The sequence below is a fragment of the Mycobacterium sp. E2327 genome (assembly GCF_001672675.1).
Taxonomy (GTDB): domain Bacteria; phylum Actinomycetota; class Actinomycetes; order Mycobacteriales; family Mycobacteriaceae; genus Mycobacterium.
The window spans coordinates 53,054-59,373 of sequence record NZ_LZKE01000001.1; the positions used below are offsets into that span (position 1 = coordinate 53,054).

Annotated in this window: 7 protein-coding genes; all 7 read left to right on the plus strand. The window is 67.5% G+C overall.

All coding sequences use genetic code 11. The features are described from left to right. Nucleotides 1-11 precede the first annotated feature (11 nt). The 7 genes from A5712_RS00280 to A5712_RS00310 all read left to right on the plus strand — a co-directional run bounded on the left by A5712_RS00280 (nucleotide 12) and on the right by A5712_RS00310 (nucleotide 6,133). Nucleotides 12-785: a universal stress protein gene (locus tag A5712_RS00280; RefSeq protein WP_068100006.1), complete on the plus strand. Its 774-nt coding sequence runs from the start codon at nucleotides 12-14 to the stop codon at nucleotides 783-785. A gap of 10 nt (nucleotides 786-795) precedes the next feature. Further along, complete coding sequence (locus tag A5712_RS00285) at nucleotides 796-1,632, plus strand: universal stress protein (RefSeq protein ID WP_068100008.1); 837 nt, start codon at nucleotides 796-798, stop codon at nucleotides 1,630-1,632. 59 nt (nucleotides 1,633-1,691) lie between these two features. Next, a complete protein-coding gene (locus A5712_RS00290; protein ID WP_068100009.1) occupies nucleotides 1,692-2,354 on the plus strand; it encodes a response regulator transcription factor in 663 nt (220 codons plus the stop codon). Between the two features lie 276 nt (nucleotides 2,355-2,630). Continuing rightward, a complete protein-coding gene (locus A5712_RS00295) occupies nucleotides 2,631-4,283 on the plus strand; it encodes a GAF domain-containing protein (protein WP_082973185.1) in 1,653 nt (550 codons plus the stop codon). A gap of 58 nt (nucleotides 4,284-4,341) precedes the next feature. After that, on the plus strand, nucleotides 4,342-4,890 hold the full coding sequence (locus A5712_RS00300) for a GNAT family N-acetyltransferase (protein WP_068100013.1): 549 nt from the start codon (nucleotides 4,342-4,344) through the stop codon (nucleotides 4,888-4,890). Further along, the gene (locus A5712_RS00305; protein WP_068100014.1) at nucleotides 4,878-5,762 is read left to right on the plus strand and encodes a universal stress protein; all 885 of its coding nucleotides are present in this window, start codon (nucleotides 4,878-4,880) and stop codon (nucleotides 5,760-5,762) included. Before A5712_RS00300 ends, A5712_RS00305 begins: the two co-directional genes overlap by 13 nt. Then, complete coding sequence (locus A5712_RS00310; protein ID WP_068100016.1) at nucleotides 5,759-6,133, plus strand: STAS/SEC14 domain-containing protein; 375 nt, start codon at nucleotides 5,759-5,761, stop codon at nucleotides 6,131-6,133. The genes A5712_RS00305 and A5712_RS00310 overlap by 4 nt, the downstream gene beginning before the upstream one ends. Nucleotides 6,134-6,320: the final 187 nt, after the last annotated feature.

The window sequence follows — 6,320 nt, forward strand, 5'->3', positions numbered from 1 at the left end:
CAGGAGCCGACATGAACCAGCTGGACGCCAAGTCGGTGGTCGTGGGCGTCAACGGCTCGCAAGCCGCGGTTAACGCCGCCAAGTGGACGGTCGATGAGGCGCTGAGCCGGCAGCTGCCGATGCGCCTCGTCTACGTCATCCCTCGCCGGGACACGGGGTCGGAGCCGCTCTCCGAGTGGGAGCTGGAGCGCGCCGAGATGGCGCTGTCCCGGGCGGAGTGCGCGGTACAACAGGCGAAAAAGCCGGTCGAGGTCGAAACGGCAATCCTCTCAGGCGATCCCGGCAAAGTGTTGGTCGACGAATCGCGCGACGCGGCACTCGTTTGCGTCGGCACGTCCAGGCGCGGGTGGGCATCCGACGGCCTGCTGGGGCCGACCGCCACCACGCTGGTCGCCGAGGCGCAATGCCCGGTCGCGATCATCCGCACCAATCCCGACGGCTCGCCGACCGAGCTGGGCGTCATCGCCGTCGTGCTCAACGACGAGCCGGACAACGACGAAGTCGTGCACCAGGCCATGGAGCAGGGGCGGCGCCGCCACGCGACCGTCCGACAGATCGATCGCCGTCTGAACAGCTGGGTTAGGCGGTATCCGGACGTGCACGTACAGACGGTCGCCGCGGGCACCGGCGCGACCGGTGAAAGGCAGGGCGGCGCCGTCGGATTGGCTCCCCAATTGGCTGTCGTCGGCAGCGCCGACGCCCTCGAGATCGCCGGGCTGTCCACGCCGAACTGCCACCCGATCGTGGGCTATCCCGACTGTTCCGTCCTCGTGGTCCGCCACTAGAGGACAGTCCGTGAACGAATTGGCTAGGCCGCAGTCGATCGTGGTCGGCATCGACGGCTCGAAGGCGGCGATCCGGGCGGCGCTCTGGGCACTCGATGAGGCGGTGAGCCGCGACGCCCCCCTGCGGCTCGTGTGCGCGACCGAACAGGACGACGCTGACCCAACCGATCGGGCCGCCGGACAGGCGGCAATTCGCCAGGCGGTCAAGGCAATTGAGGCCGCGGCCAAGCCGGTGAAGATCGAAACCGAGGTGGTCCACGGCCCGGCGATCGGCTGCTTGATCAGCGCATCGGCGGCGGCGGGCATGGTGTGCGTCGGCGCGGTCGGATTGCGTCACTTCCGGCCGGGCCGGGTGGGTTCCACCGCCGCGGCCTTGGCGATGTCGGCGCGCTGCCCGGTCGGCATCATCCGCGCCCGAGACGACCACCCGCACCGCCCCGACGGGATCGTCGTCGAACTGGACGGGTCGCCCGACAACGGGGTCTTGCTGGGCGCCGCCGCGGCGGAGGCCCGGCTGCGCAATGCCGCCATCCGAGCGATCATCTGCCGCCGGACCGCGCCGGACGACAAGGGGCCGGACGACCGAGACGGCGATCGCCGGGCACTCGCCGACCTGGATCGCCGGCTGGCCCGCTGGACGCGGCAGTATCCGGATCTGCGGGTGGAGTCGGTGGCCGTGCACGGCGGCCTGCTTGAGTATTTGGCCTACAACCGCGGCTCGGTAGGCCTGGTGATCGCCGGCGCCCGCGACCGCCGGCAGCTGAGGGAACTCGTCGGACCGGCCGGCAGCGCGGTGCTGCAGGACGCCGATTGTTCGCTGTTGGTCGTCAATCAGCAGCACTTATGACGCGGGCGATAATGAAAACATGCGATATTGAGAGTCGGTCGCGTAAGAAAGGGCTCTTGATGGTCAAGGTTTTCCTCGTCGATGACCATGAGGTCGTGCGGCGCGGTCTTGCCGATTTGCTCGCGTCGGACCCCGAACTGGAAATCGTCGGCGAAGCCGGTTCCGTGTCGGAGGCAAAGGCGCGCATACCGGCCTTGCGGCCCGACGTCGCGGTCCTTGACGTGCGCCTTCCCGACGGCAACGGAATCGAACTGTGCCGCGACTTGGTCTCCGACCACCCAGACCTGCGGTGCCTGATGTTGACGTCATTCACTTCCGACGAGGCGATGCTGGAGGCGATCCTGGCCGGCGCCAGCGGCTACGTCGTCAAGGACATCAAAGGCATGGAGCTGGCCCACGCGATCAAAGAGGTCGGCGCCGGCAAATCCCTCCTGGACAACCGCGCCGCCGCCGCGCTGATGGCGAAGCTTCGCGGCACGACCGAACGCGAAGACCCGCTCTCCGGGCTGACCGAGCAGGAGCGAACGCTGCTCGGGCTGCTCAGCGAAGGTCTGACCAACCGGCAGATCGCCGCCCGGATGTTTCTTGCCGAAAAGACGGTGAAGAACTACGTTTCCCGTTTGCTGGCCAAATTGGGCATGGAGCGCCGGACGCAGGCTGCCGTGTTCGCCTCCAAGCTGGATCAACGGTCCGGTCGGCCTCCAGCCGCATCGCCCGACTAGTCGGCAGCGGATAACGGACTAATCGACGCAGTCCGGGTAGCGAAAGCCGGTCTTTTGGGAAAACGGGCGGTTGGCGCCGCCCGGCGAGGTTGGGCGCCGGACTAAATGGGATTAAGCTTTTCGAAGCATCTCGCGTTGCCGTTTTCGTAGTTATACGTTTCGCGAACGCAAGCTGCACATAGCTGACGCGTCGTGGAGGTATCGGTTCGGGTGACCGACGGCGACCAGGATAGTTCTGCCTTTGCTGGCTTGGGCCAACGTGGGCTGGTCAGCAGAATGCACGCGCAACTGGACGAGTTGCTGGCAGCGCGCGATCAAATGGAGCACCTGCTGCGCGTGTTCGTCGAGATCGGCGCGAACGTCGACGACCTAGACGCGACGCTGCACCGGATCATCGCCGCGGCCAGGGAACTGACCTCCGCCCCCTACGGCGCGCTCGCCATCCGCGACCCCGACGGCACCCTGCTGAGGTTCATCCACGAGGGCATGGACCCCGAAACCGTCGAACGCATCGGACCGCTGCCGGTGGGCAAGGGCCTGCTGAGCCTGTCGCTCCTCGACACCCCGGCCCTGCGGGTGGACGACATGAGCACACACCCGGCCGCCGCCGGGTTCCCCGCGCACCACCCGCCAATGCGGGCCTTCCTCGCGGTGCCCATCACCATCCGCGGGATCGTCTTCGGCAACATCTACCTGACCCACGTCGACCCGGCGCGGGTGTTCTCCGAGTCCGACGAGGTCGCCGCCCGCGCGCTCGCTTTTGCGGCTGCGGCCAGCATCGACAACGCCCAGCTCTTCGAACGCGAGCGGCTCTCGGTGAAGTGGATGGAGGCGAGCCGAGAGATCACGACCGCGCTGCTGTCCAGCACGGAACCGCACCGGCGCCCGCTGCAATTGATCGCCGAGAGCGCACGCACCCTGACCAACGCCGAACAGGCGATCGTGCTCGTCCCGGCCGACGCGGATCTGCCGTACGACGAGGTCGACACGCTGGTGGTCTCCGCCGCGGTCGGCATGCACGCCGACGACGTCGTGGGCCGCCAGGTCCCGGTTAACGCTTCCACCAGCGGCGAGGTTTTCCGAACCGGCCAACCGATAATCACCGAGTCGTTGCAGTACCCGATCCAGGCGTTCACCGATGTCGGACAACGCCCCGCGATCCTGATGCCGCTACGCACCGACGATCAGGTCGCCGGCGTCATCGCGATCGCCCGGGGCGCCGACCAGCCGCCGTTCGACGAGAGCTACCTCGACCTGGTCAGCGACTTCGCCACCCACGCCGCGATAGCCCTGGTCCTGGCCGCAGCCCGGGACGACTCGCGCCAGCTCACCATCGTCGCCGAGCGCGAGCGCATCGCCCATGACCTGCACGACCACGTCATCCAGCGGCTGTTCGCCACCGGCATGGACCTGCAGGGCACGCTTGCCCGGGCCCGTTCCCCGGAGGTGGCCGAGCGGCTCAACCGCACCCTCGACGATCTGCAGACCATCATCGAGGAGATCCGGACGACGATCTTCCAGCTCAAGTCGCCGTTGGGGAAGGGCGCCGACTTCCGGCAGCGGATCCAACAGGTGGTTGCCGACCTCACCGAGAATCGCGAGATCGTCACCACGATGCGCCTGCACGGCCCGATGACCGCGGTCAGCGGCGAACTCGCCGAGCACGCCGAGGCGGTCGCCGCGGAAGCGGTCAGCAACGCCCTTCGCCACTCGGGGGCGTCCCGGCTGACGGTCGAGGTCGATGTCGCCGACATGTTCATCCTCGACGTCAGCGACAACGGCTGCGGCATCCCCGCCGACAACACGCGCAACAGTGGGCTGGCCAACATGACATACCGGGCCGAACAACTCGGCGGCACCTGCGAGGTCACCAATCCGCCGGAGGGTGGCACGCGGGTCCACTGGATCGCCCCGCTGACCGACGACTGACGGGCTGGGGTCTAACGGCCCTGCCGGGTGGTGCCAAATCCGAATAACGTCGTGAATCATGAGCGAAAAGGCGGTGGGCTCCGCGGGTACGGCCCGGCTGCTAGACGGACGTGTCGTTTCGTTACGCCCCCTCACCGGCGGGCACGCGGAGGCCGTCATGGCGCTGCATCAACACCTCAGCGATCACGACCGCTACTACCGCTTCTTCACGCTGCAGCCGGTCCAGCTCGACGAGGTCGTCGAGGAGCTGACCCAACCCGCCGACGGCCAATACGCCCTCGGGGCATTCGACGCGGACCGGCTGATCGGTGTGGCGAACTACACCGTCGTGCGCGAGCATCCGAAAGCGGCCGAGTTCGCGATAGTGGTTGCCCATGAAGATCATTCGCTCGGCGTGGGAACGGCCTTGCTCAAACATCTGGCGCGGGTCGCCCAGGCCCAGGGAATCGGGCACTTCGTCGCCGACGTCCTCGGCGAGAACCATCTCATGCTGATGGTCGTGTTCGACCTCGGCTGGCGCTGCGAGCCGGCGCAGTACGGATCCGTCCGTCACCTCGAGATCGAGCTGCCCGACTTCGGCGATGAGGACGTGAAATGCCCGGCGTGACGCGTGAGTTCGGGATCCTTGTCTCGGTCGACGGGTCGCCGGCATCCGATGCCGCCGTCGCCTGGGGCGCGCGCGAGGCCATCCTGCGCGACCTGCCCCTCACCTTGATGCACGCGGTCGCACCGGTGGTCGTCGGCTGGCCGGTGGGCCAACTGTACGACGAGATGCCCGAGTGGCAACACGACGACGCGCGGCACGTCATCGATCAGGCCCGCAAGGCGCTGACCGCCGCCCTGGCGGGGTCCGCGCCACCCGAAACACGCACCGAGGTCGTGTATTCCGGCGTGGTGCCGGCGTTGATCGAGGCCTCGAAGGACGCGTGGATGCTCGTCGCGGGCAGCCAGGGCCTGGGCGCGATGGGCCGGCTGCTGTTGGGCTCGGTAACCACCGGATTGGTGCACTACGCGCACTGCCCGGTCGCGGTCATCCACTCCGATCTGGCGGGCGACGACAGTGCGCCGGTGCTGCTGGGGATCGACGGATCGCCCGCGTCGGAGGCGGCGACGGCCCTGGCCTTCGACGAAGCCGCGCGCCGCGGCGTCGGGCTGCGCGCACTGCACGTGTGGAGCGACGTCGGGGTGTTTCCGGTGCTGGGGATGGACTGGCGCGACCGCGAGCGCGGGGGACAGGAGATCCTCGCCGAACGCCTGGCCGGCTGGCAGGAACGGTATCCGGACGTGCGCGTCGAGCGATTGCTCTTCTGCGACAAGCCATCCCACTGGTTGCTCAAGGAGTCCGAGCACGCCCAGCTGGTGATAGTCGGCAGCCGCGGGCGCGGCGGATTTCCCGGGATGCTGCTCGGGTCGGTGAGCTCGGCCGTGGCGCAATCGGCGAAAGTTCCCGTGATTGTTGTCCGTGAGGAGAATCGATGATCGAAGTGTTGGAGGACATGCCGCAGGGCGTGACCGGCATCCGGGTGTCGGGTCGGCTGCGTGGCAACGAGCTGCGCCACTTCAAGCCCGAGATGGAAAAGATGTTGCAGGACGGCGAGATCAGGATCGTCGAGGTCATCGCGCCCGACTACGAGGGCTTCGGGCCGGGCGGGTTCGCCGAGGACCTCAAGCTGGGGTTCGGCGCGCTTTTCACGCATTACTCGGACTTCAAGCGGATCGCCGTGGTGTCCGACAAGGATTGGGTCGGCCACGTCATGCACGCGGTGGCGTGGATGATGCCCGGCGAGCTCGCCGTGTTCGGGCTCGACGAGCTTGACCGCGCGAAGGAATGGGCGGCCGAAACTTCGTAACCCCTTGTGTCACCCTGGTTTCAGGGGTCACAGATCGGCGTTTGTTGTCGGTGGGTGTTTCTACGATTCGGGGTATGGGTGCGAGCAGTCGTGAGGAGATCGTCGAGGTTTTCGACGCGCTCGATGATGCCCTGAAGCGGTTGTGCGATTTGTCTTTTGACGTGTTGACCACCCCGGAGCGGTTGCG

Excerpts from the sequence above, each read along its gene's own strand:
- A5712_RS00290 (WP_068100009.1), top strand. The coding sequence starts at position 1,692 with ATGGTCAAGGTTTTCCTCGTCGATGACCATGAGGTCGTGCGGCGCGGT.
- A5712_RS00305 (WP_068100014.1), top strand. The coding sequence starts at position 4,878 with ATGCCCGGCGTGACGCGTGAGTTCGGGATCCTTGTCTCGGTCGACGGG.
- A5712_RS00310 (WP_068100016.1), top strand. The coding sequence starts at position 5,759 with ATGATCGAAGTGTTGGAGGACATGCCGCAGGGCGTGACCGGCATCCGG.
- A5712_RS00300 (WP_068100013.1), top strand. The coding sequence starts at position 4,342 with ATGAGCGAAAAGGCGGTGGGCTCCGCGGGTACGGCCCGGCTGCTAGAC.
- A5712_RS00295 (WP_082973185.1), top strand. The coding sequence starts at position 2,631 with ATGCACGCGCAACTGGACGAGTTGCTGGCAGCGCGCGATCAAATGGAG.
- A5712_RS00280 (WP_068100006.1), top strand. The coding sequence starts at position 12 with ATGAACCAGCTGGACGCCAAGTCGGTGGTCGTGGGCGTCAACGGCTCG.